This window comes from Amycolatopsis sp. lyj-90, assembly GCF_046549035.1.
Classification (GTDB): domain Bacteria; phylum Actinomycetota; class Actinomycetes; order Mycobacteriales; family Pseudonocardiaceae; genus Amycolatopsis.
The window spans coordinates 685,663-708,225 of the sequence record NZ_JAJPWP010000005.1; the positions used below are offsets into that span (position 1 = coordinate 685,663).

At 65.4% G+C, this 22,563-nt stretch carries 19 protein-coding genes; 12 read left to right on the forward strand and 7 right to left on the reverse strand.

The annotated features are described in order from the left end of the window. Window positions 1-394: 394 nt before the first annotated feature. Genes ACLJPX_RS22600 through drmB form a run of 4 tightly spaced genes read left to right on the forward strand, consistent with a single transcriptional unit; the run spans window position 395 to window position 12,121 of the window. Window positions 395-5,152 carry a DEAD/DEAH box helicase gene (locus tag ACLJPX_RS22600; protein WP_410601808.1) on the forward strand — a complete coding sequence of 1,586 codons (4,758 nt, stop codon included), beginning with the start codon at window positions 395-397 and terminating at the stop codon, window positions 5,150-5,152. Then, window positions 5,152-7,047 (forward strand): UvrD-helicase domain-containing protein, encoded by a 1,896-nt coding sequence (locus ACLJPX_RS22605; protein ID WP_410601810.1) that lies wholly within the window; start codon window positions 5,152-5,154, stop codon window positions 7,045-7,047. Before ACLJPX_RS22600 ends, ACLJPX_RS22605 begins: the two co-directional genes overlap by 1 nt. Further along, complete coding sequence (locus ACLJPX_RS22610) at window positions 7,044-10,262, forward strand: helicase-related protein (RefSeq protein ID WP_410601811.1); 3,219 nt, start codon at window positions 7,044-7,046, stop codon at window positions 10,260-10,262. Before ACLJPX_RS22605 ends, ACLJPX_RS22610 begins: the two co-directional genes overlap by 4 nt. A gap of 8 nt (window positions 10,263-10,270) precedes the next feature. Beyond that, window positions 10,271-12,121, forward strand: coding sequence for a DrmB family protein (gene drmB / locus ACLJPX_RS22615; RefSeq protein WP_410601812.1), 1,851 nt, complete (start codon window positions 10,271-10,273; stop codon window positions 12,119-12,121). Window positions 12,122-12,123: 2 nt separating this feature from the next. Here the strand turns inward: drmB and ACLJPX_RS22620 are convergent, their stop codons facing one another. Then, the gene (locus ACLJPX_RS22620) at window positions 12,124-12,507 is read right to left on the reverse strand and encodes a very short patch repair endonuclease (protein WP_410601928.1); all 384 of its coding nucleotides are present in this window, start codon (window positions 12,505-12,507) and stop codon (window positions 12,124-12,126) included. Between the two features lie 207 nt (window positions 12,508-12,714). On the opposite strand from ACLJPX_RS22620, the gene ACLJPX_RS22625 reads away from it, so the two are divergent. Next, entirely contained in the window at window positions 12,715-14,022 is a 1,308-nt protein-coding gene (locus ACLJPX_RS22625; protein ID WP_410601814.1) for a restriction endonuclease, read from the forward strand. Here the strand turns inward: ACLJPX_RS22625 and ACLJPX_RS22630 are convergent. Beyond that, on the reverse strand, window positions 13,964-14,617 hold the full coding sequence (locus ACLJPX_RS22630) for a TetR/AcrR family transcriptional regulator (protein WP_410601815.1): 654 nt from the start codon (window positions 14,615-14,617) through the stop codon (window positions 13,964-13,966). The two genes, ACLJPX_RS22625 and ACLJPX_RS22630, sit on opposite strands and share 59 nt — an antisense overlap. Before the next feature lie 46 nt (window positions 14,618-14,663). Here ACLJPX_RS22630 and ACLJPX_RS22635 point away from each other — a divergent pair, with 46 nt between their 5' ends. Both ACLJPX_RS22635 and ACLJPX_RS22640 read left to right on the forward strand, forming a co-directional pair. Next, a complete protein-coding gene (locus ACLJPX_RS22635; RefSeq protein WP_410601816.1) occupies window positions 14,664-15,320 on the forward strand; it encodes an SDR family oxidoreductase in 657 nt (218 codons plus the stop codon). A 17-nt stretch (window positions 15,321-15,337) separates the two neighbouring features. Next, window positions 15,338-16,231, forward strand: coding sequence for an SWIM zinc finger domain-containing protein (locus tag ACLJPX_RS22640; RefSeq protein WP_410601817.1), 894 nt, complete (start codon window positions 15,338-15,340; stop codon window positions 16,229-16,231). Here ACLJPX_RS22640 and ACLJPX_RS22645 read toward each other — a convergent pair. After that, window positions 16,228-17,220, reverse strand: coding sequence for a tetratricopeptide repeat protein (locus ACLJPX_RS22645; RefSeq protein WP_410601818.1), 993 nt, complete (start codon window positions 17,218-17,220; stop codon window positions 16,228-16,230). The genes ACLJPX_RS22640 and ACLJPX_RS22645 overlap by 4 nt on opposite strands. Before the next feature lie 155 nt (window positions 17,221-17,375). Between ACLJPX_RS22645 and ACLJPX_RS22650 the strand changes: the two genes are divergently transcribed. Together ACLJPX_RS22650 and ACLJPX_RS22655 are read left to right on the forward strand one after the other, a co-directional pair. Further along, window positions 17,376-18,044, forward strand: a complete 669-nt coding sequence (locus tag ACLJPX_RS22650) for an HNH endonuclease family protein (protein WP_410601819.1) — start codon at window positions 17,376-17,378, stop codon at window positions 18,042-18,044. 28 nt (window positions 18,045-18,072) lie between these two features. Then, window positions 18,073-18,729 carry an alpha/beta fold hydrolase gene (locus ACLJPX_RS22655; RefSeq protein ID WP_410601820.1) on the forward strand — a complete coding sequence of 219 codons (657 nt, stop codon included), beginning with the start codon at window positions 18,073-18,075 and terminating at the stop codon, window positions 18,727-18,729. Here the strand turns inward: ACLJPX_RS22655 and ACLJPX_RS22660 are convergent. After that, window positions 18,707-19,342 (reverse strand): nitroreductase family protein, encoded by a 636-nt coding sequence (locus ACLJPX_RS22660; RefSeq protein WP_101611860.1) that lies wholly within the window; start codon window positions 19,340-19,342, stop codon window positions 18,707-18,709. The genes ACLJPX_RS22655 and ACLJPX_RS22660 overlap by 23 nt on opposite strands. A 55-nt stretch (window positions 19,343-19,397) precedes the next feature. On the opposite strand from ACLJPX_RS22660, the gene ACLJPX_RS22665 reads away from it, so the two are divergent. Further along, entirely contained in the window at window positions 19,398-19,874 is a 477-nt protein-coding gene (locus ACLJPX_RS22665) for a MarR family transcriptional regulator (RefSeq protein ID WP_410601821.1), read from the forward strand. Here ACLJPX_RS22665 and ACLJPX_RS22670 read toward each other — a convergent pair. The 3 genes from ACLJPX_RS22670 to ACLJPX_RS22680 all read right to left on the reverse strand — a co-directional run bounded on the left by ACLJPX_RS22670 (window position 19,843) and on the right by ACLJPX_RS22680 (window position 21,532). Beyond that, entirely contained in the window at window positions 19,843-20,268 is a 426-nt protein-coding gene (locus ACLJPX_RS22670; RefSeq protein WP_410601822.1) for an ATP-binding protein, read from the reverse strand. The genes ACLJPX_RS22665 and ACLJPX_RS22670 overlap by 32 nt on opposite strands. Window positions 20,269-20,345: 77 nt before the next feature. Then, window positions 20,346-21,119 carry a SigB/SigF/SigG family RNA polymerase sigma factor gene (locus ACLJPX_RS22675; RefSeq protein WP_174720497.1) on the reverse strand — a complete coding sequence of 258 codons (774 nt, stop codon included), beginning with the start codon at window positions 21,117-21,119 and terminating at the stop codon, window positions 20,346-20,348. Then, window positions 21,116-21,532: an anti-sigma factor gene (locus ACLJPX_RS22680; RefSeq protein WP_101611863.1), complete on the reverse strand. Its 417-nt coding sequence runs from the start codon at window positions 21,530-21,532 to the stop codon at window positions 21,116-21,118. Before ACLJPX_RS22680 ends, ACLJPX_RS22675 begins: the two co-directional genes overlap by 4 nt. Window positions 21,533-21,668: 136 nt before the next feature. On the opposite strand from ACLJPX_RS22680, the gene ACLJPX_RS22685 reads away from it, so the two are divergent. Then, window positions 21,669-21,977: a WhiB family transcriptional regulator gene (locus ACLJPX_RS22685; protein WP_101611864.1), complete on the forward strand. Its 309-nt coding sequence runs from the start codon at window positions 21,669-21,671 to the stop codon at window positions 21,975-21,977. A gap of 214 nt (window positions 21,978-22,191) precedes the next feature. Then, entirely contained in the window at window positions 22,192-22,545 is a 354-nt protein-coding gene (locus ACLJPX_RS22690; protein ID WP_101611865.1) for an STAS domain-containing protein, read from the forward strand. Window positions 22,546-22,563: the final 18 nt, after the last annotated feature.

Here is a 22,563-nt window from a genome sequence, read left to right on the forward strand (position 1 = left end):
TCACGGCCTCCTCAGGAGACCCCAGGGTGCAGCCTAGCAGGCCAGTTTGACACTTGCGCGTTGTAAACTTAGGTTTGATTGACCCTCGGTCGGCTGATGTTGTCCGGGGTGTGGGAGAGTATGGCTCCTCATCGCTCCGGCAGGCAGACGAACGGTTCGGAGCGTCGACTCACCTCGAGGGAAGGAATCGGGCCGCGACAGTCCTCTGATCAACCGACTCACAACCGAATCCCAGCGCGGCCCATGGTCGGGTCGTAGTTCCACCGTGCCCGAATGCGTGTCGAACGTGTGCGGCACGCGATGGTGAGCCGCGCCCTCGAATCCCGATCCGACTCAGGAGCAAGGTGGCGGTGGTCGTTGAGCCCGTCGCCCAAGGAATGAGAGAGAAGTGGCGATGACCGATCGCGCGGCCAGTGCCGTGCTCGTCATGATCGACAGGCTCGACGGCCTGGCGCTGAGGACCTACGCGCTCGACCCCGATCGCATCAAAGAGGATGCCAACGCCGAACGTCGTATCCACCAAGGCGGCTACGGAGAACGCCAGGTGTTCGAGCTGGTGCAGAACGGTGCGGACGAGATGCGGGCGCCCGAACACCGGAACGGCACGATCCAGGTCGTTCTCACCGAAACCCACCTGTACTGCGCGAACGACGGTGCGCCCATTTCGGAGCAGGGAGCGGACACCATTTTGCGCATGGGGGTGTCGCAGAAGAGCGGCAGTCAGATCGGTCGCTTCGGTGTCGGAGTGAAGTCGGTGCTGACCGTGACCGACACCCCGCAGTTCTTCAGTCGGTCCGGGGCGTTCGGGTTCGACGCGCAGCGTTCCGCCGGGGAGATCCTCGCGGCCGTCAACGCCGCACGGGTGGAGAACGGCGAGGAACCGTTGGAAACGGTGGGCGATACTCCGGTGCTGAGGCTCGCTTGGCCGCTGGACGAGGACCGGGAACGCTCGTCCGATCCCGTCCTCGACGAGCTGATGGGTTCCGGGGTGGCGACCGTCGTCCGGCTGCCGTTGGTGCTCGGCGTCGGTGATCTGCTCGGCAGGGACGTCCTCGAGTTTCCTCGCCTGTTCCAGGTGTTCTCGCATCACGTCCGTCGGATGGTGCTCGAGGATCGCCGCGAGTTGCCGGTCGTCCGTCGTGAGATCACCGTCGAGCACGACGGAGTGCGTCACGTGATCCACGAGGCTCGTGCTGGCCGGAAAGCGCGCTCGGAGCAGTACCGCGTGTTTTCCCGGAAGCACCAGGTCGGCGAGCGCACGCGGCTCGGTGCGGGTGAACTGCACGACCGTGTCGTGATCGACATGTCCTGGGCCGTTCCGGAGTACTCGGTCACGAAGAACGACCGCGGGCAGACCGTGTGTCAGGTGCCGCATGAGAGGGGAGAGTTCTGGTCGTTCTTCCCGACCGAGTACGCGACGACGCTCAGCGGTGTCGTCAATACGGCGTGGAAGACCAACGAGGACCGGCAGCACCTCCTGTCCGGAAGCGAACTCAACATCGAGCTGCTCGGCGCCGCCGCCGACCTCGTTGTTTCCTCACTGCCGGACCTGGTGGAGGCCGAAGACCCTGCCGCGTTCTTGCCGCTGCTGCCCGGACGTGCCAAGGAGTCGCCGAACTGGGCGTGCGAGTACCTGACCGAAAGGGTGTGGGCCCTGGCCGCGGTCCGGCCTTCACTTCCCGATCAGGACGGGGTCCTGCGCAAACCCGCCGATCTGCGCGTCCATCCGGAGTTGAGCCAAGCGGCGCTGAAGCTGTGGGCCGCTTATCCCGGCAGGCCGAAAAATTGGCTGCACGGGTCGGCGGACATCAGCGGGTTGCGCAGGGGAAAGGTGAACCACATCCTCGCAGCGTCGGGTGAGGAGACCGAGAGTGTCGCCTCATGGCTGGAGGCTCTTGTCGAGGACGGAACGCCGGAGGCTTCCATCGCCGCCATCCGGATCGTGGCGCATTTCGAGGAAATCGCGGCCGATGACTTCAAGATCCGTCAGATCGCGGCTTCGGCGCGAACGGCCGAGGTCGTCCTGACCGAAGGTGGTGAGTTCGTCGCGCCGACAGCCGGCCGCGTTTTCCGGCTCAACGACGAAGACGGTCTCGAGGATGACCTGGTGTACGTGGATCGCAGGATCTCCGGTGATCCGGAGATCCTGCGAGACCTCGACCGGCTCGGCATCCGTGAAGCCGATGCCGAGGGACGCCTCCGCAGCGTCCTCGACCAGGGGTTCTCCGGTTACGGCGCAGAACAGTGGACCAGGTTCTGGGAGCTGTTCCGCACGGCGGGCGGAGTGGACCTCGTGAACGTGGTTCAGGACAAGTCGGCCGGGCTCCGGGTCATGACCGTGGCCGGGGTGTTCCGTCCGATCGAGTCCTGCCTCCTGCCAGGAGCGGTCGTGCCCGAAGACGGCTCGCGTGACGCTCGCGTGACCGTGGATGTCCGATTCCACACCGACGATCTGGCGGCTCTGCGGGAACTCGGCATGACGGACCGACCGACCACGGGCCATCGACCGCCATTGAACGGCTGGTTCGACGAGTACCACCAGTGGGCGCATGATGACTACTGCCGGACGCTGAAGGCGACTGCGAGCAGGGTGCAGCTTCAGACGGTGGTATTGAAAGGCCCTCCGACGGCCGGACCGTTGCACCTGTTCCACAAGCTGTCCGACGAAGGCAAAGCCGCGTTCCTGTCCACGATGCCCGACGAAGGCTTGATCGAACACTGGACGAGGCAGATCGGCGCCAAGGTGAGCACCAGGGCGCGGGTGCTGTCGCCGGTCAATTGGTTGCTGCGGACCCAGGGCATGGTCGAGACCTCGACGGGGCTCGTCGCCGTGAGCGAAGCGGTCGGACCTCAGCTGAGCGAGTTCGCGTCCGCGCTCCCTGTCGCGGACATCAGTCCGGACAAGGCTCGACGGTTGGGGATGACCGTGTCCGTCGACGACCTGGATCCATGGCGGTGGGCCCAGTTCCTCGGACGTGTGCGGGCGAGCACTGATGACAGGTTCGTCGGCAACGCGTATGCCCTGCTCTCCCGGTACGCCTCCGATCTCGTCGAGGGAGAAGAGACCATGCGTTGCCAGGTCGGCCAGGCGTGGGAGCTGCGGCCGCGTGGTGACATCGCGGTGGCCACGACCGATGACGAGTACGCCACCCTTGTCCAGGAGAGCCATCCCGCTGTTCTGGTGGATTCCCCGGAACAGATCGACCAGGTCGAGTTCATGATCCGTGAGCTCGGCATGCGCCGAGTCGCCGATGTCGTCGAGAAGCGCCTGCGCGCGGTCTACAGCAGGCCTGCCGCCTTGATCAGCGACGAATACCCGCCGCTTCGGCAGCGTCTGGGTGCGATGGCAGTCCAGGGACTGCGGCTGCAGTGGTGCAGCGAGCTCGAGGAGATGACCAGAACTCCCCAAGGCACGCGGACCGCTGCATTGAGGAGCGCCCGACAGGACAACACGGTGCTCGTTCCGGAGGACACGTCTTCCGAGGACGTTCTCGTCTTGGCAGACAAGGAATTCGGTTGGGAGCTTGGCGTCGTCGGGTGCCAGAGAGTCCTCGAGGCGCACCGCGATCAGCAAAAGAACAGTGCTGTCCAAGCACGTCTGGACACGATCCGGGAAAGCGACAGTCTGGTCGAGAAGATCTTCCTCCTGGTGGGAGAGGACAATCTGCGCGAAGGGCTGCCGACCGGGCTGGTCGCGAGTGAAGAGTCGGAGACGGGCCGGGAGCCGGATGGCCACAGGCTGGCTCAACTGGCGTACAACGCGCACGACGATGGTGTGCTCCGAGTGCACGCGAGGGACATCGCCGAGCGTTTCGAGACCGCACCGACCCATTTCGATGGGGGGCCGGCGGCATTGCGGTTCGTGACCGATCTCGGCCTCCCCGACTCGTTCGCCGGCGTTCGGATCCCTGCTCCTCCCATGCGCGAGGAGGCCGACGGTCCGACCGCGTTCCCCGAGCTGCACGACTATCAGGAGGTTCTCGCGATCCGCCTGACCGAGCTGCTGCGGGCCGAGGTGCCGAAACGCGGAATGCTGAGCTTGCCGACGGCGGCGGGGAAGACCCGTGTCACGGCCGAGGGGGCGATCCGGTGGGTGCGGGAGGACGGCGTCCCCGATGGGCCGATCCTGTGGATCGCACAGACCAGCGAACTCTGTGAACAGGCTGTTCAGTCCTGGAAGCATGTCTGGGAGAAAGTCGGCCCCGAGCGGTCGTTGGTCATCGACCGCCTGTGGACGACGAACTCCGCGACGCCCGTCACCGGTCGGCCGCACCTTGTCGTCGCGACGGACGCGAAGTTGCGGAGCTGTTTAGGCTCGGATGAATACGCTTGGTTGCGCAACGCTTCGATCGTTTTCGTCGATGAAGCTCACGTGGCGATTTCCCGCGAGTACACGTCGATCTTCGAGCACCTCGGTCTCACTCATCGTGAGACCGAGCGTCACCTCGTGGGTCTGACGGCGACGCCGTTCCGCACCGACGCGGAGTTGACGAGACGACTGGTGCAGAGGTTCGGCAACCTGCGCCTGGACGACGGGATCTTCTCCGGCGAACCGATTCTCAGCCTGCAGGACCGCGGAGTGCTCGCCCGGGTGGAACACCGTGAGCTGTCCGGCGCGGACATCATGCTGGACCCTGACGAGCTGAGTGGGATCAAAGGTTTCCTTCCCCGAAGTGCGGAGCAACGCCTTGCCGAAGACGACGCCCGCAACAAGCTTCTCCTGGAAGAAATCGCGGCTCTGCCGGAGGGCTGGCCGGTTCTCGTTTTCGCGACGTCGGTCAGTCATGCCAAGTTCCTGGCAGCCAAGCTGGGCGATCGAGGGGTCCGATCCGCTGCGATAGACTCCGCGACTCCGCCGCCGGAGCGACGGCAGCGAATCGAGTCCTTCCGGAAGGGGCGGATTCGGGTTCTCACCAACTACGGCGTTCTGTCTCAAGGATTCGACGCACCGGCGACCCGTGCGGTCGTCATCGCCCGGCCCGTGTACAGCCCCAACGACTATCAGCAGATGATCGGGCGGGGACTGCGTGGTACCCGCAACGGCGGCAAGGACAGCTGCCTGATTCTCGACGTGCGTGACAACATCACGAACTTCCACCAGGACCTCGCGTTCACGAAGTTCGAACACCTCTGGCAGAAGGGACAAGGGTGATGGCGCCAGAGGACGTCGGATTCACACTCACGCCTGCTCAGCAACGAATCGTCACCAGCGCGCGGGACGCCAAAATGCTGGTCCCGGCGCAAGCAGGGGCGGGCAAGACCACCACGCTGGTCCATCGGGTCGAACACCTCATGAAGGCCGAGGGAGTCGGGGCCTCGGAGATCCTGATCTGGACGTTTTCCCGTGCTGCCGCTCAGGTCCTGCGCGGCAGGGTAGGGCGGAACGCGGTCGCCGGCAGACGAGTGCGCGCCCAGACTTTCGACAGCTGGGCGTCATCGTTTCTTTCCGAAGTGGGCTACCCGCCCGAACAGCTGGTGAGGATGACGTTCGACGATCGGATCGAGCTGGCCAGACAAGAAATCCTGAACGGCGCCGTCGAGAACACCGAACGAGGTAAGCCCACCCACGTCATCATCGACGAGGTGCAGGATCTTGTCGGGTTGCGGCGCGATATGGTCGAAAGCTTCCTCGATCATTTCCCCGATATCGGGTTCACCGTCGTCGGTGACACAGCCCAGTCGATCTACGGCTTTCAGGTGGCAGACCCGCAGGAGAGGGCGGACGAGACAGGTTATTTCTTCAGCTGGGTGCGCGGTTCTTTCGGGGACGAAGTCCACGAAGTGGTGCTGGACGACAACTTCCGTGCCCGTACCGTCGAGGCGCGGGTGGCGCTGCCTCTCGGAGCGCACTTGCGGAACGACGAAGAGGCGGCAGCCCGTCTCCCGCAGCTCCGGTCTTGCCTCGCCGCTCTTCCACTCTTCGGAAGGCTCGATACACCCTTTGCGCAGGACTCCTTGAGGTACTTTGACGGCACGACGGCGATTCTGTGCCGTGACAATGCTCAGGTTCTGCTGATGGCCGAGCAGCTGATGAAGATCGGGATACCGCACCGCATCCAGAGGTCGCCCAGGTCGGGCGCCGCCCCTGCCTGGGTGGCGGGGTTGATCGGTGCCACAGGCGTGGCGACTTTGAGTCAGGAACGATTCGAAGAGCTGTTGCCCGAGTTCGGCTTGCCCGGAGATCTCGACGTCGCCGAAACGTGGCGTTCGTTGAGGACAGTCGCGGGAGCCGCTCGTAACCGGCTCGACCCGGAAGCCCTGCGCCGGGCGACAGCCGACGGCAGGTTGCCGGACGACCTGACGGCGTTGCCTTCCCGGTCCGTCGTCGTGTCCACGGTTCATCGCGCCAAGGGGCTGGAGTTCGACCGTGTACTGGTCGCCGGCTTCTCCGCACAAGAGCAGCGCCGGATCGACGAGAGCGACTTGGCCGCCGAGGCGCGGCTTCTGTACGTCGCGATGACACGTCCTCGCGACGATCTGTTTCGCGTCGAAGGCCCCAAGACCTGGGCATTGCGCAAGGGCGAACAGCTTTACAAGCCGATCGCGCGTTGGTACGCGGCCGGTCACAAGAATTGGGTCCGTGCCGGCATCGAGAGCATCGAGACCGACGTGTGCCACGAAGCCCCCGCGGGCGTACAAGCACCGGGTAGGGATCCAGTGGCCGCAGCGAAGTACTTGCTCGATTCCGTTCTGCCAGGGAACTCGGTGAGTCTCGACAGGGTTCACGATCTGCCCTCGTCGGACACCGAAACACCGCCGTACGGAATCTTCCATGAGGGCATGCCCATCGGCGAGGTTTCAAGAAACTTCCGACATGACCTGTGGCGTCTGCTCAAGCAATCGGCCAACTTCCGCGTGGAGCGATGGCCGTGTCGGATCACCGGCCTGCAGATCGACTGCGTGGAGACGGTCGTCGGCCCCGGCGCTCTCACTGAACGCCACGGCCTCGGCGACCGCGGCGTATGGCTCGCTCCTCGCTTGTGCGGCCTCGGCCGATTCGACTGGACCCACGCCGAGCGACTCCCGGAAGGACATGCCCACTCGTGACCACTTCCCCCCACGCGGCGCACTATTCGCTGCGCACCGAACTTCGTGCCGCCTTGCGCGCAGACCTGCTCGGTCCCCAGGGAGACGCAGAGGAGATCCTGGCCTCAGATGCTCCGGTCACGGCGTATCCCATCGGTGTCCTGTTCCCTCAAATCGAGGAGTCGGACCAGCCTGCCGAAGAAGATGGAGTGGACACGCCGCCGGACATCATTCGCGGTGACGATCCGGAGCAAGGTGAAACCGACCTCGGAGTCGCGCTGGCCAACCAGCGGAAACCGTCGTCGATGGGCATCACGTTTGCAGTCGATGCCGATATCGCGACGGTCGTATACGCGAAGGTCCGAGTTGCGACGTATTTACCCGAGGATGAAGACGGCAGGCCTGTCGAGCCGCATCGCGGCGAAGCCCGCAGCACCAAGGAGCAGCGGGAACGCTGGCGTCGGTTCCCCGTCGAGTTCGAGCCGGTGGAGATCGACATCACGAAGCCCGGCATGCCCGGAACAGAGTTCGGCAACGGACTCGAGTTACGCACACTGGTTCGGTCTGTCGATGTCAACGGCGTGGTGTCGGTGACGGTGACCCTGGTCAACACGCGCCGCGTGGGTGTCTACGACTTGCAGGACGCAGATTGTTTCTTCCAGTCCGAGCTGGAGGTGTTCGGCGCGGAAGGAACGCGACCGTTCGTCGAGCGAAGGGCTTCCTTCGACGCGGTCGACGACGAACACGCGTTGAGTCGGTTGTTGCACCGGCACGCGCCCAATTTCGCCACCGGACACGGCTGCGCGGTCGCTTGGGAATGGGAGGCTCCTCCTGTCCGGACCCCGATGCCCGAACGTGCCGCGGTCTGGTCCGTTCGCACGGAGTTCATGCCCAGTCATGAGGTGTTGCTGACCGACTCGAACCCGGATATCGACGCCGACGCACTCGGGATGCACCGACTGGGAAACGGAAGCGTCGAAGAAGTCGGCAAGGCTCTCGGCAGCCTGCTTGACGGGTACTCGAACTGGATCGAGGAGCGACGACGGGAGATGCTCGAGCTGGAGAGGACGGAATACGACAACGTCGCGCGAGGACAGATCGAGTTCTGCTCACGAGCACTCGCACGCATGCGGCGCGGAGTCGCGCTGTTGGCGGATCCCGACCAGCCGCTGCCGTTCGAGGCGTTTCGTCTGGCCAACCAGGCGATGAGCCGCCAACGCGGCCGGGCGGACTGGATCGAAAACGGACGGGTGGGTTCACCGGATCCCGAGGCAGGCCAGTGGCGCCCGTTCCAGGTCGCGTTCATGTTGCTTTGCCTGGAAGGCATCGTCGATCCGGACCACGAGGACCGAGAGATCGCCGACCTGTTGTGGTTCCCGACCGGTGGCGGCAAGACCGAGGCATATCTCGGCCTTGTGGCGTTCACCGTTTTCCTCCGTCGTCTCCGCGACGGTGAGCACGGTGGCGGTGTGACCGTGTTGATGCGCTACACCCTTCGCTTGTTGACTCTCCAACAGTTCGAGCGTGCGGCGGCGTTGATCTGCGCCATGGAGCGCGTTCGTGCCGAACGGAGCAAGGGCGACCTCGGTACTGCTCCCGTGTCGATCGGAATGTGGGTGGGGAAGTCGGCCACCCCGAACAAGCTCGACAGGGCCCAGGCGAGGCTGGACGAGCTACGGGCAAAGCCAGACAAACCACTGCAAAAAGAAAACCCGGTGCAACTCCACTCCTGCCCATGGTGTGGAGAATCCTTGAGCGCCGACGATTACAAGGTCCGTCCGAGATTGGTTCGCATGATCGTCCGTTGCCCGCACGGCGACTGCGAGTTCAACACCGACGCGGGCTTGCCTGTGCATCTCGTGGACGAGGCCGTGTACGACGCTCATCCGACACTCGTCATCGCCACAGTGGACAAATTCGCCTCCATGCCTTGGCGGCCCGAGACAGCTGCCCTGTTCAACCGGGATCTCGATGGCGAGGTGCGGAAGCCGGAGCTGATCGTCCAAGACGAGCTCCATCTCATCTCCGGACCTCTCGGCACTCTCACCGGCCTCTACGAGACGGCAGTGGACGTCTTGGCCGACCGGCCCAAGATCGTCGCTTCGACCGCGACGATCCGGCGTGCGTCCGGGCAGGTGGGAGCGTTGTTCGATCGGAAGTTGGCCCAGTTCCCGCCTGCGGGTCTCGACGCACGGGACTCGTGGTTCGCCGTGGAAACCCCACGGTCGGACAAGGCATCTCGACGCTACGTCGGATTGCTCACGCCTGCCACGAGTCAGGCGACGTTGCTTGTCAGGACTTACGCGGCTCTCTTCCATGCGGTGTGGCGAACCACGGCCGACCCCGTTGTGAAAGACGCCTACTGGACGCTCGTCGGATACTTCAACAGCCTTCGCCTTCTCTCGGCGGCCGAACTGCAGGTACTCGACGATGTACAGGACCGCTTGGAGCTGTTGGCCAAGCGGGATGGTTCGAACAATGCGCGGCCTATGAAGGCTCACATCGAACTGAGCAGCCGTGCGGACTCGAGTGCCGTCCCCCAATATCTGAAATTGCTGAAAATCGCGCTTCCGGTGCGGGAGGCTCTGGATTTCCTGCTGGCGACGAACATGATCTCCGTCGGCGTGGATATCGACAGGCTCGGGCTCATGGCCGTCATGGGACAGCCGCAGACGACGGCCGAGTACATCCAGGCGACGAGTCGGGTCGGTCGCCGGCATCCCGGCCTCATCGCCGTTATGCTCAACTCGGCGCGTTCGAGAGACCGATCCCACTACGAGAACTTCCCCGGCTTCCACTCCGCCCTCTACCGTGAGGTGGAGTCGACGAGCGTGACGCCCTTCTCGGCACGCGCTCGCGACCGTGGCTTCCACGCGGTCGTCGTCGCGCTCACCCGACTGACGATTGCAAAGGCGTCTCCCAACGACGCGGCCGCCGACATCGAGACCTTCCTGTCCGAGATCAACTCGACGGTGCGACCCGAGATATTGAAGCGAGTCGAGTCGGTCGATCACAAGGAATTGAAAGCAGCGGAGGAGTGCTTCGACGAGTTCATCACGTGGTGGCGCGAGGAAGCAGAGGCCCAATCAGGCCTCGTGTACGAGGCCAAGCGAGGAACTCGACAACATGCTCTGTTGAAAAGCTTTGACAGCGGCGAAGACGACTTGAGCTGGGACACGCTCTGGAGTCTCCGTGACGTTGATGCCGAGTCGGCACTGTTTCTTGAGAAAAGGTAGGGACGACGATGACTCCTCCTCCATCCTCCAGACGCGGCAGCGCCGGTGGTCCGGCCCGTCCGCGGGCGCGCAAACTCGGTGCGGTGCGGCGTTCTCAGCTTGTCACCACTTACGGAGTGGGGGCGATGATCGCGATCGACAACGAGTCGTTCATCGTCTCCGGGATCGATTCGTGGAACATCGACGACGCACCGAAGATCGAGGAAGGCAGGCTCGCGAACGTGCTCCCCGGCGTCGCGTTCTTTCGCTTGCCGCCGGCACCTCACCCCGATTACGGCGTCGACGGTGTCCGGGTACGGCGATTCCCCGACTTCTACTCGTGCCCGGGTTGCGATGCCCTCCGGCCATACGCGGATTTCAATTGCCTTCCCGGTCGTGCTCGCTGCCCTGACTGTGACGAAGACCTGGTGCCCTCGCGATTCGTTCTCGCGTGCGACGACGGGCATATCGATGATTTCCCCTATTGGAAGTGGGTGCATCGTGGGAACGCGCTGCAGGGTGGCTTCTGTGGTGGGAAATTGACACTGCAGACGGAAGGAAGCGCCGCGTCTCTCCGGTCCGTTGTCGTGAAGTGCTCGTGTGGCGTTCCGAGCGTGTCGATGGAGGGCGCGTTTCGCGTCAAAGCATTGAAAGACCTGGGTATTCGCTGCGAAGGGCGGCGCCCCTGGCTCAGTGGGGCCAAGCCTCAGCCCTGCGCACGTCACCCTCGAACCATGCAGCGAGGTTCTTCGTCGGCATGGCATCCGGTCATGCGAAGCGCATTGTCCATTCCGCCGTGGGGTGAAGGCGTTCACAAGTTGCTTGAGCAAGCAAGACTGCTCGGAGAACCGGAGAGCGATGTTCGCCGACACTTCGAGAGGTGGCCAGAGCACCTGAAAAGGGTGAAGACGACTCTTGAGGAGGTGGTGGCCGTCGCGCGTGAAATAGCCGCCGAGAAAGCCTCTCCGAGTGGAACTGAAGCTGCTTCCGGGGATCCTTACACAGACCTGCGAAAGCATGAATACGATCGCTTGCGCAACGGCAACCCGGAGCGGCACTCGGCCGAGTGGCAGGATTTCATCTGCGAAAGTCCGGAAGGCGATCTCGCGCCGGTGCGCGAACTGGGCATCGCGGAAAGCATGCTGGTGAAGCGCTTGCGCGAAGTTCGTGCGTTGCAAGGATTCACTCGTGGCGTCGCCCCCTTGGAGAGTGAACCCGATCATCGACTCGCCGCACTTCATCAGTCCGACATCAACTGGCTGCCTGCGATCGAGGTCAAGGGGGAGGGGGTGTTCCTCAAGTTCGACGAAGACCGGTTGCAAGCGTGGGAGACCAAGCCCGAGGTGATCAAGCAGGTCGAGCAGATGCGGCTGAATCATCTCGCGCTTCTCCGCGAGCGAACACGGACGGACTCGAAGGCAAAGGCACCTGGATCACCCGTGTCTCCCCGCTTCGTGCTGCTCCACACGTTGGCACACGTCCTGATCAACGAGTGGAGTCTCGACGGCGGTTACCCGGCATCCGCTCTGCGGGAGCGCCTCTACGCGAACGAGTCGATGGCCGGCATCCTTCTCTACACCGCTACCAGCGACTCGGCGGGAAGCCTTGGCGGAATCGTCGCCCAGGGTGATCCGAAGAGTCTTTCCGAGACACTGCGATCAGCACTCGCTCGGGCTTCGTGGTGCTCGAACGACCCCTTGTGCATGGAATCCGGTGCCAGTGGCGCGGACAGCGTCAATCTCGCCGCATGTCACGCGTGTGTGTTGCTACCCGAAACGAGTTGCGAGCTGAACAACAGCTTCCTGGATCGCACGTTGCTCATCGGCTCTCCTGTCGGGGGAGTGCCCGGATACTTCCAACACATCTCACCGGTGCGGTGAAGTCATCGGCCCGGCCGCCTGCCGAGCACGATTTCGTGCACGCGGGCGGCCGCGGCGTCGACTGCTTCGTGTTCCCATACCCGTACGGCCAACCAGCCCGCTTCGACGAGGCGAGCGTCAGTGTCCAGGTCACGCCGGCGGTTGGTCTCGATCTTCGTGCGCCAGAACTCGGCGTTGTTCTTCGGCCAGGTCGCGTGCTCCGGACAGCCATGCCAGAAGCAACCGTCCACGAAGACCGCGACCTTCGCGGGACCGAACACGAGGTCGGCTTCCCGGCGCACGCCCTTCACCGGCCTGCGATGGACGCGGTACCGCAACCCTCGGGCGAACAAGGCTTTGCGTAGTTCCATCTCGATCCGGGTGTTCCGAGACTTCTGCTTGCTCATCCTGGCCCGGACGCCGGTCGATGCCTCCAGCTTCACGGGTTCATACTCGCAACACCCGGTCGCCCGTGCCAACCCGACAGGCAGTCGAATTGCTGTCGAGCGCATCTTGCGGCTGGGTGTCGAATCAGAAGTAGTGCGCACCGGCAAATTCCGTCTGATGTCACACTATGGTGTCTTGGCGAGGAACTTTTGTGGCACAGTCGTCGCATGGAAGACAAGCGGACCATGATCAAGGTCGGCGAAGTGCTCAGGTATGCGGCATCGAAGGACCCATCGGAACCTGAAGTCGACGGGTTCAGAAACTTCTTTCATGTGACGGCGCTGGAAGGTGCATCGAGGGTGCAACTGGAGCGTGGGATCGATTCTCCTGTCTCCATTGAAGTGTCGAACGTCCATCGACGACCCGTCGTCCTCATCCGGTCCAGCCCGTGGAAGGCGGGATCGGAGCAGACTCCTTGGCATGACGTCTTCGACTTGAACAACGGTCACGTTCGGTACTTCGGCGATCACAAAAGTGACACAGCGGAGCCTGTTGGTCGCACTTTGGGAAACAGGACACTGCTGGCTGCTTGGGAGGTTCATCATGCACCGAAGCCCGAATTGCGAAAGCCTGCCGTGCCGTTGGTGGTCTTTCGGTCTGTGCGGCGTAACAAGCGGGACAAGGGGTACATCGAGTTCTGTGGATTCGGCATCGTCGAGCGTGCGGAACGTGTTGTCCAGTGGACACGCAACAATGGATCGACGTTCGTCAACTATGTGTTCGATCTTGCCATGCTGGATCTCTCCGCAGAGGATGATCAACTTGATTGGGCGTGGGTGAACGCCCGGAGAGACCCGGGCGTGTCGACTGACGAGACGCTCGATCGTGCACCGGAATCGTGGAGGCGATGGGTTCGAGAAGGTTCCGTTGCGCTGCCGCGGTTGCGCCGACGTGTCTCTCGTGCAGCTGTGCACAAGTTGGTGGATCAACGGCCTTTGAAAGGCAGCATTGAAGAGGTCGATCTTCAGGCGATCTACGAGCGATTCGATGGCCGGAAGCATGACTTCGAGTATCTTGCGTCCGCCGTGGCTGCCAGGATCATCCGACGCCACGGTATCGAGTATCACGAAGGTTGGTTGACACGACCATCACAGGATGGAGGAACCGACTTTGTCGGAAGGCTCGATGTGGGTACAGGAATGGCCGTCGCCAAGCTTGTTGTCTTGGGGCAGGCCAAATGTGTCAAGCCTGATGCCACGATCTCTGCTGATCAGGTCGCCCGGGTGGTGGCCCGCCTCCAGCGAGGGTGGATAGGTGTCTACGTGACCACCGGTGCGTTCTCGGAAAACGCTCAGGTGGAGATCGTGGAGGACAGGTATCCGATAGTCCTGGTCAACGGACTGATGGTTGCCCAGCAGGTCCGTCAGCTCGCGAACGAAGATCATCGCGGCGACCTCGAAGAGTGCATCACTGCACTCACAGTCGGTTCCACGGCAGAGGTGGTTCACAGGCGCCCGGAGGAGATTCTTCTTTGAGTGTCGGCACGGCGAGCGAGCCTGGCTGTTGGCTACCAAAGACGCTGGTCAGCGCCTGCCGGATCAACCCCGCCAGATTCCCCTCCTCATCCGTCTCAGCCCACCGGATCAGCGCCACATGCGCCGCCCCCAGGCAAGCCATAGCCGTAGCCCGCACCCGAAACTCCTCCTCCGGCGCCGGCGAAGCCCCACAAAGAGCGGCCACGATCGCATCAGCCGTCGCGTACTGGCTGTCCAGATGCCGCGCCCGCAGCGCAGGTACCGAGATCATCAGCCGCAGCCGCGCCAGCAGGAACGCCTTCTCCGACGAGGACCCCAAAGCGGCAGTCGACTCCAAAGCGCGCCCGATCCGCAAAGGCAAAGGACCGGCAGGCTGAGCGGCCACGGCAGAAGCCGTCACCGGGTCGTACTCGTCGTAGAGGACCAGGTCCTCCTTCGTGGGGAAGTGCCGGTACACCGTCATCGCCGAGACCCCGGCCGCCGCGGCGACGTCGGCGACGGTGGTCGCGTCATAGCCGACATCGGTGAAGAGGCGGACGGCGTGTGTCTGAAGCACGAGCCGGGTCTCGGCGCGCTGGCGATCTCGGAGGCTCACGTGGTAGACACTATCAAAGTGTTAGTCACTAACATCTGGGGTGCGCATGAAGACGGCATTGGTGACCGGGGCGTCCAAGGGCATCGGGGCGGCGATCGCACGGAGGCTCGAGAGAGACGGCGTCAACGTCCTGAGGCACGACAGCAGCCAAGCGGATCTGGCACAGATGGAGGGCGTCGACAAAGCCCTGGAAGGCATCGACAGCCTCGACATCCTGGTCAACAACGCGGCCGCGCCACCGGCGGGGCCCATCGAGACGGACACGCCCGAAAGTTTCGACCATCTGATGGCGGTGAACGTGAGAGCGCCGTACTTCCTCATCCAGCGAGCACCGATCAACGACGGCGGCCGCGTCATCAACATCTCCTCGGTCGCCACGCGCATGGCCAACCCGGCGCAGGCGTCCTTCGCGATGACCAAGGGCGCGCTCGAGACGATGAGCCGCACCCTCGCCCAGCAGCTCGGGCCGCGCGGGATCACGGTCAACGTCGTCGCGCCGGGCGCCACCAGGACCGAGGCCAACGAGGGGATCTTCACGCCCGAGCTGGAGGCCGCGATCGCGAACCTCACGGCACACCGAAAGCTGGGGAACCAAGACGACATAGCGGACGTCGTCGCGTTCCTCGCCTCCGACGACGCCCGGTGGGTGACCGGGCAGGTCCTCGACGCGAGCGGCGGGTTGTTCCTCGGTCCGCGGACCTGAGGGGGTTCAATGGGCCGGTGACGTGGTTCAGCGAGGACGAACTCCGCAGGCAGGCCGGTGACGTCTCCTTCGCGCGCGGGGCCAAGTACCTGGAGTCGGTGGAGACGCTGGACGACGTCGCGGGCGGGGTCACGGCGGTGGTCAGCGGCACCGACCGGTACACGGTCCGGTTGCGCGACGTCGACGGCGAGCTGGTGGGCGAGTGTTCCTGCCCGCACGCGGCGGACGGGTTCTTCTGCAAGCACTGCGTGGCCGTCGGCCTGCTGGTCCTCGAAGGCGCGGCGGATGGGGGCGCGGCCGACATCCGCGGGTACGTCGAAACCCTCGCTCGCGACGAGCTGGTCGAACTGCTCGTCGGGCACGCGAACGAGGATCCCGCCCTGTTCCGCAAACTCTCGCTCAGGGCCGGTCGTGAAGACCTCGACGCGTTGCGGCGTCATGTCGAGGGGACGTTGCGGTTGCGCGGTTTCGTCGGCTTCCAGGGCACGGTCGCGTACACCGGGAAGGTCCGCGAGGTGCTCGCCACCGCCAGGGAAGTGATGGACGGACCGCTGCTGTGCCGCATCGTCGAGCTGGTGGTGGAGGCCCTGGACTTCGTCGAAGACTCGTTCGGCGCGCTCGCCGAAGAGGTCAGGGGCGCGCTCGCATTGTACGCGGAGGCCTGCGCGGACTCGCCGCCGGAGCCCAAGGAGCTCGCGGAGTGGTTGCTACGGCTTGATCTCGACGGATCCGGTCGTGTCGACGTGAGCATCGCGGACTTCACCGCCGGGCTCGGCTTCGAGGGGCTCACGGTGTTCCGCGCCGGCGTCGAGGAGCGGTGGCGGCTCGACGACGGCGAGGACCCGTACCGCAGCCGCAAACTCCAACGGCTGCGCGAGGGCTTCGCGGCGATGAGGAACTGGAAGGCCTAGAACCGCTGCCGGTTGCGGTACAGCTCCTCCAGATCCCGTTGCCCCGCCTGATCACCGGTGTCGGCGGCCGCGCGGAACCAGTGTTCGGCCTCTTGGAAGTTCCCGTGGTCGGCGGCGAGCCTGCCGAGGTTGGTGTACGCGGGGACGCTGCCGAGTTCGGCGGCCTTCCGGTACCAGGCGGTGGCCTCGCCGGGGTCGTTCCGGTCGTTGGCGAGGACGCCGAGGTTGGTCATCGCCGCGGCGTCGCCTCGTTTGGCGGCCTTCAGGTACCAGCGTTCGGCGGCTTCGACCTCACCGCGCCGGTGCAGCACCAGGCCGAGGCGGACGGCGGCTTCGGGGGCGCCGGCGGCCGCGGCGGCGTGATAGCAGCTTTCGGCGCGCGCGAGGTCGTTCCGGCGTTCGGCCTTGAGGCCGAGTTTGCAGAGAGCGGAAGCGTCGCCTTCTTCGCCCGCCCTGCGCCACCACGGTTCCGCTTCACGCGCCCGATCGGTGTCGCACAGCACGGCGCCGAGCGTGATCATCCCTTCGACGTTGCCCGCCTCCGCGGCCTGGCCCGCCCAGCCCTCGGCCTCCCGGAGCTCACCGCGCCGGTGCAGCAACCGTCCGAGTTCCGCCATCGCCTCGACGCGGCCCTCGTCGGCGGCGCGCCGCCACCAGTCCTCGGCGTCGTCGAGACTGCCCCGCTGCGCACAGAGATTTCCCAGCTGCGACATGGCATGCGAATCACCGGCGGTCGCGGCTTCGCGGTACCAGCGTTCGGCCTGTTCGGGCGCGCCGCGTTCGCGCAGGAGATGCGCCAGGTTGCCCATCGCGACCCGGTCCCCGCCCGCGGCGGCCTTGCGGAACCACGCCTCGGCCTCGTCGGGATCGCCACGCTCCAGCGCGGTGGATCCCATACGTGCCATGGCGATCACGTGTCCACGTTCCGCGGCCTTCCGGTTCAGATAGTCGTCGACCCTGGTGTTCCATTTGCGTTTTTCGGCGCCCACAAGCCCGCTCCTTCCGGCAGCGTCCCAGGGGTAGTCGCTGATCAGACCCCCGATGTGACAACAACTACCTGCTGTCATCGTCGTGTCGCTCCCGGTTTCCCGCGGGGCCCGGCGATACTGGGTCACTCCCCATCCCCGTCGAGAGGAATCGCGCGGTGGCCACGCGTACGCGGCAGATGACCACGGCTCAGCGACTGCTCCTGCTGATCACCCTCGCCGCCGTCGTTCTCGCGGTGTTCTGGTTCGTGAGCGGCAAGGGCGACGCGCTGCAACCGAAGCCCGCCAACACCGCCAGCGCGGCGGACGCGCGCAAGCAGCTGGACGAGCTCACCGTCGCGCCGCGCGGTTCGATGGACGGCTACGACCGCAAGAAGTACCCGCACTGGGACAACCAGGGGAACAACTGCAACACGCGCGAGTTCGTGCTCAAGCGTGACGGCAAGGACGTCAAGGCCGGTTCCGACTGCGCCCCGACCTCCGGCAGCTGGACGAGCATCTACGACGGCGACACCTGGACAAACCCGACGGACGTCGACATCGACCACATGGTCCCGCTCGCCCAGAGCTGGGTCAGCGGCGCGAAGTCCTGGACCGACGAGAAGCGCCGCCAGTTCGCGAACGACCTGACCCGGCCGCAGCTGTTCGCCGTCACCGACAACGTCAACCAGGAGAAGAGCGACAAGGCGCCGGACCAGTGGAAGCCGCCGCTCGTCTCGTTCTGGTGCACCTACGCCACGGACTGGATCACCGTGAAGCATTACTACGGCCTCACGATCACCACGGCGGAGAAGAGCGCGCTCGGCGACATGCTCGGTCGTTGCTGATCTCCCCGGCTTCGGCTTAGCTGGAGCGATGGCGACCTTCGTACTGATCCACGGCGGTGGCGGCAGCGCCTGGGACTTCCACCTCCTCGAGGCGGAACTGACCGGCCGCGGACACGACGTGGTCGCGGTGAACCTGCCGATCGAAGACGAGAAGGCGGGCTTCGCCGAGCACGTCGACACCGTCACCAAGGCGATCGGCGACCGCGGCGACCTGGTGGTGCTCGGGCATTCCTACGGCGGTTTCACCGCGCCGTTGGTCGCCGCGAAGCACTCGGCGCGGCTGCTCGTGCTGCTGACCGCGATGATCCCGAAGCCGGGCGAGTCACCGGGGGACTGGTGGGGCAACACGGGTTTCGCGGACAACCAGGACCTCGGCGACGAGGAGAAGTTCTACAACGGCGTCCCGGCGGACCTCGTCGCGGAGGCGGGCTCGCACGCCCGTAACCAGGTCAGCGCCGAATGGGGCGAGCCGTGGCCGCTGGAGAAGTGGCCGGACGTCCCGACGAAGGTGCTCATCGCGCGCGAAGACCGCTTCTTCACGCCTGAGTTCCAGCGCCGGGTCGTCCAGGACCGGTTCGGCTTCGCGCCCGACGAGATCGAGGGCTCGCACTCCGTTCCGTTGAGCCACCCCAAGGTCCTGGCGGACCGGCTGGAGTCCTACCTCACCAGCGATCCAGGCGCATGACGTCTTCGAGCGGCTGACGCGCGGCGGGCTTGAAGGTGTCGCCGGTGTAGAACGCCGTCGGGATGAGCGCGGCCTGGTGCACGTTCTCCGGCAGGCCGAGGATCTCCGCGGCCTCCTTCTCGTACGCGAGGTGCAGCGTCGTCCACGCCGTGCCGAGCGTGACCGCGCGCGCCGCGAGCATGTAGCTCCACACGGCGGGCAGCAGGTTCCCCCACAGTCCGGCCTGGTTGCCGGCGGGCAGATCGGCGGTCTTCGTCTCCAGGCACGGGATGACGTGCACCGGCACCTCGCCCATCTTGTCGGCCAGGTACTCGACGCTGGTGCCGACGCGCTGCTGCACCTTCGAACGCGCCGGGTCGTCCGCGAACAGTTTCCCGGCCGCGTTCGGCGAATCCAGGTACTCGCGGCACGCCCGCTGGTAGAGCTTGCCGAGTTCGGCGCGCTGCCCGGGGTCGGTGATCACGAGCCAGTGCCAGCGCTGCGTGTTCGACCCGCTCGGCGCCTGCAGCGCGACCTGCAGGGCGTGTTTCACCAGTTCGAGGGGGACCGGCCGGGTCAGGTCCAGTCGTTTGCGGACGGTTCGAGTGGTCGTCAGCAGCTCTTCGGGCGTCATCCGGAGATTATGTCGTTATGATCCGCTGGTGGGGAGGCCGCCGCGCGAACGAGGGATGGGTACCTTGCTTCGCCACGTCCTCGAATTGACCGAGGCGGACGTCTCCGCGTTCTTCGAAGACATCGGGCTGGGCGACTACCGTCCGCGGTTCACCCCGATCGTCCGCGCGATCGTCGCGCGCGGGCCGATGCCCATCCGCGATCTCGCCGCGGAAGTCGGTGTCACGCATTCCGCCGCGAGCCAGACCGTCGCGCAGATGGCGCGCCAGGACCTCGTCTCGCTGAAGCCGGGGAGGGACGCCCGGCAGAGAATCGTTTCCCTGACCGAGAAGACGCGACGGCTGATGCCGACGCTCGAAGCCGAATGGGCGGCGACCCAGGCCGCGGCCGAACAGCTGGAAGCCGAACTGCCGTACCCGCTGAGGGAGGTCCTGGTCGCCGCCGTCGAGGCGCTGGAACGGAAATCGCTCCGCGACCGCATCGCCGAAACGGACGCCGCGCTCAGGATCGAGCGTCGGCCCGATCAAGGCTGAACACAGCCCAGACGTACTTGCCGCCGTCGTACGGCTCGTGTCCCCAGTCGTCGGACAACGCGTGCACGAGCTGCAGACCGCGGCTGCGCGCCGCCATCGGCGACGGCTCCTTCAACTTCGGCCAGTCCGAGCCGGAGTCGAAAACCCGCAGGGTGAGCCTGCCCTCGGCGTACTCGACCTCGAGCTTGTCCGGCTTCTCACCGTGTTCGAAAGCGTTGGTGACCAGTTCGGAGGTCGCGAGCAGGACGTCGTCGACAGCCGGGCCGTCGAGGCCGAGGCTCGCCAGAGTCGCCCGCACCGCCTGCCGCGCGACGGCCGGGGCCGTCACATCGACCGGCAGGGGCAGGGAGACCACCGGCAACGAGCCCTCCGATCGCGTCTTGGACATCGTCATGGTTCCGCACCTCCCCTCACGAGAGACTCCCAGATCCGCTGTTCGTCTCCCAGGTACCCACAAGGGTGAGGGTCGAATCAGACTCCGTCGGTGAGTTCTGTCTCGGTCAATCCTTCACGCAGTTTCTTGAGGGTGGAGGACAGCAACCGTGACACCTGCATCTGGGAAACCCCGACACGGCGGGCGATATCCGACTGACTCATCCCGGATCCGAACCGCAGCGCGACGATCTTGCGCTCGCGATCGGGCAGCCGTTCCAGCATCGGCCGCAGCGCCTCGCGGAGCTCCGCCTGGCTCAGGTTGGCGTCCGCCTCGCCGAAGCGGGTGTGCGCCGAGTTCTCCAGGAGGTTGTCCAGCGAGGCCCCGTACCGGCCCTGGCCGGCGCGGAGACCCTCGTAGACCTCGTCGATGGGGACGCCGAGATGGGCGGCGATCTCACTGGGCTTCGGCGCGCGGGAGAGCCGGACGGTCAGCTCTTCGCGCACGGCCGAGATGTTCGCGTTCAGCTCCTTGAGCCGCCGCGGGACCCGGACCGACCAGCTGTTGTCGCGGAAGTGGTGCCGCAGTTCGCCGGAGATGGTCGGGACCGCGAAGGCCAGGAAGTCACTGCCTTGAGTGGGATCGAAGCGGTCGACGGCGTGGATCAGCCCGATCGTCGCGATCTGGACCAGGTCCTCCATCGACTCGTCCCGGTTACGGAACTTGCGCGCCAGGTTGCGCGCGAGTTCCAGATGCGCGCGCACCAGTTCGTCCCGAAGCCGTTCACGTTCGGGGGTTTCCTGTGGCAGCGCGCACATGCGCTCGAACAGGGCCGGGACGTCCGCGCCGTCTTGCTCGACGGGTTCGGTCACGGCCGGGCCGCCTCGCTCTCCCGGATGAGCTCCACCCTCGACAGGTAGCCGCCGTCGGCCGGGGTGACACTCCGTCGCGCGGACGTCGCCAGCGCGGTGAGCAGCTGCCAGGACAGACCGGTCTCGTCGTCGTGTTCCGGGGAGTCCGAAAGCACCGAGACGGTCACCTCGATCCGTCCGTTCTTCCACGAGAAAACGCAGGTCAGGTGGCCGTCGGAGGCCGCGGGAAGCAGCATCGAGCAGGCCTCGTCCACCGCCATCCGGAGGTCTTCGACCGCGTCCAGGTCGAAGTCCTGACGCATCGCGATGTCCGCGACGATCGTCCGGAGGGTCGGCACCACATGCGGTACCGCGGCCGTGCGTACCTCGATGAGTTGAGCGCCCTCCCCATTGGGCGGGGTGTTGTCCACCACGTGTGTTCCTCTCTCAAGCTGCACTGCCGACTCGTCAGATGCCCTGAGTGTGAGCAAACCAAACCCACGTTTGACTCGCGCAGGCGGCGGGCATGTAACCCGCGACAAACGATCTCCTGGAAAGGCGGGGACCGACATGGCTGACGTGAGCCGGCTGCCGAACGTGGTGGCGGAAGAGTGGGATTGGCAGCTCCGTGGGTCGTGCCGAGGCGCCGACAGCAGCTTGTTCTTCCACACGGACAACGAGCGCGGTTCGGCCCGTGAGCGGCGCGAATCCCGCGCCAAGGCGATCTGCCAGGCCTGCCCCGTGCTGGCGCAGTGCCGCAAGCACGCGCTGGCCGTCCAGGAGCCGTACGGCATCTGGGGTGGTCTCGGCGAGATCGAGCGCCGCGAGCTCTTCCTCCGGGAACGCCGCGCGGGGCGCAAGGCCTTGACGGCGCATTGAGCGCGTCCCGGGCACCGGTCGGCGACGCGCGTGACGGCGATCGTGGCGCCCCGTCCGGACTGGGTTAGGGTTGGGACTGTCGTTGCGGGGACAGCCACGCCTACCCGCCGAAGAAGAGCGTGCGTCCGTGTCCGGACTGGACGCGGCCGTAGCTTGAGACCACAGGCGAGCTCCGGCGCCGAGCGTCGGTTCTCACCTGATGAGGAGAATGTGCATGCCCGCAGCGGACCAGAACACCACGCCGCCCGGTTTCAGCATCACGCTGGACGCCGACGCTTCTGTACCGCGTGTGGTGGTCACCGGTGAGCTCGACCTGCTGACGAGCCCGCAGCTCCAGGAGACCCTCGGGGCACTGATCACGGACAAACCGTCCGGCCGGGTCGTCGCCGACCTCACCGGCGTGACCTTCTTCGACTCCTCGGCGCTGAACGTGGTGCTCCAGGCACAGCGCCAGGCCGCCGAGAAGGCCGTCGAGCTCGAAGTCGTGCCCAGCCCGCAGGTGAGCCGAGTGATCGAGCTCACCGGCGTCGCCGAGCACCTCAGCGTGTCGGAAGAGCCCCCCGCCTGATCCCCCGCTACGGTCGTG

Coding starts and splice junctions, on each gene's coding strand:
- ACLJPX_RS22600 (WP_410601808.1), top strand. CDS start 395: ATGACCGATCGCGCGGCCAGTGCCGTGCTCGTCATGATCGACAGGCTC.
- ACLJPX_RS22605 (WP_410601810.1), top strand. CDS start 5,152: ATGGCGCCAGAGGACGTCGGATTCACACTCACGCCTGCTCAGCAACGA.
- drmB (WP_410601812.1), top strand. CDS start 10,271: ATGACTCCTCCTCCATCCTCCAGACGCGGCAGCGCCGGTGGTCCGGCC.
- ACLJPX_RS22620 (WP_410601928.1), bottom strand. CDS start 12,507: ATGAGCAAGCAGAAGTCTCGGAACACCCGGATCGAGATGGAACTACGC.
- ACLJPX_RS22625 (WP_410601814.1), top strand. CDS start 12,715: ATGGAAGACAAGCGGACCATGATCAAGGTCGGCGAAGTGCTCAGGTAT.
- ACLJPX_RS22635 (WP_410601816.1), top strand. CDS start 14,664: ATGAAGACGGCATTGGTGACCGGGGCGTCCAAGGGCATCGGGGCGGCG.
- ACLJPX_RS22655 (WP_410601820.1), top strand. CDS start 18,073: ATGGCGACCTTCGTACTGATCCACGGCGGTGGCGGCAGCGCCTGGGAC.
- ACLJPX_RS22660 (WP_101611860.1), bottom strand. CDS start 19,342: ATGACGCCCGAAGAGCTGCTGACGACCACTCGAACCGTCCGCAAACGA.
- ACLJPX_RS22665 (WP_410601821.1), top strand. CDS start 19,398: ATGGGTACCTTGCTTCGCCACGTCCTCGAATTGACCGAGGCGGACGTC.
- ACLJPX_RS22670 (WP_410601822.1), bottom strand. CDS start 20,268: ATGACGATGTCCAAGACGCGATCGGAGGGCTCGTTGCCGGTGGTCTCC.
- ACLJPX_RS22685 (WP_101611864.1), top strand. CDS start 21,669: ATGGCTGACGTGAGCCGGCTGCCGAACGTGGTGGCGGAAGAGTGGGAT.
- ACLJPX_RS22690 (WP_101611865.1), top strand. CDS start 22,192: ATGCCCGCAGCGGACCAGAACACCACGCCGCCCGGTTTCAGCATCACG.